Source organism: Bremerella sp. JC817 (genome assembly GCF_040718835.1).
Classification (GTDB): Bacteria; Planctomycetota; Planctomycetia; order Pirellulales; family Pirellulaceae; genus Bremerella.
In genome coordinates this window covers 1-953 of record NZ_JBFEFG010000220.1, presented here as the reverse complement: position 1 = coordinate 953, position 953 = coordinate 1, and the positions used below count along the sequence as shown (strand labels likewise).

Annotated in this window: 1 protein-coding gene; it reads left to right on the top strand. The window is 56.8% G+C overall.

Annotated elements, in window-relative coordinates:
* The first annotated feature begins 56 nt into the window (after positions 1-56).
* Positions 57-914, top strand: a complete 858-nt coding sequence (locus AB1L30_RS01070) for a transposase (protein ID WP_367011475.1) — start codon at positions 57-59, stop codon at positions 912-914.
* The last annotated feature ends 39 nt before the right edge of the window (positions 915-953 follow it).

Genomic DNA, 953 nt, shown 5'->3' with positions numbered 1-953 from the left:
TGCCCTGTTGAAAACCAATCTTCCGTTTTCAATTCCCCAGCGTTAGATTATCAGGCATGAGCACGAAGCAAAACAACCTGATCGCCGTGGCTCGCCTCAGCATGAAGCTGGCGGGCAAATTTATGCGGCCCTACTCGCACGAGCAGGCACCCAAGCGATACACGCAGCCGCAGTTGATGACCTGCCTGGTCCTGAAAGCATATCTCAAAACGACTTACCGGGGTGTGATCGAAATTATTGATGCCTCGGACAAGCTGCGGGATGCGATTGGTTTTGCCGGGCGGTTGCCGAATTACTCGACGCTGAAGTACTTCTCCGATCGCTCCCAGGTAGCCGAGATCGCCGACGCCATGCTGGTAGAAATCGTCAAGAAGTTCGCACCAGCGGAAAAGGAAGTAGCGATCGATTCGACTGGGCTGGAAACCACGTCGGCCAGCGTTCACTTCCGAGCCCGTAGCGGCAGCAAGCGAAAGAAGTTTCTAAAGTTGTCGGTCTGCGTGCTGGTCGGCTCACTCCTTCCGGCAGGCATGGTTTTGAGCTGGGGGCCTGGCAACGACAAGTGCGAAGCGATGGAGCTGATGGGCAAGTCGGCCCAGGCCATTATGCCCAAGAAGCTGTTCGCCGACGCTGGCTACGATGCCGACTGGGTTCACGTCTTTTCCCGAGAGGTGTGGAAGGCGGAAAGCTGGATCCCTCCGGTCACGCACCGGCGAGACGGAACACTCGGCGGCGAATATCGCCCGCTGATGACCGAGGAAAACTTAAAGAACTCAGGCTACACGAAACGCTGGAAAGTCGAATCGTTCATGAGCGGCCTGAAACGAACGGTCGGTTCCACCCTGTCTGCAAGGAAGCCATCCGCCATGCTGACCGAAGCCGCCCTGAAAGTCCTGACCTACGCCCTGCGGCGTTAGCTGGAAGAGGTTGACGTTGTTGGGTGTTCAACAGAGCAA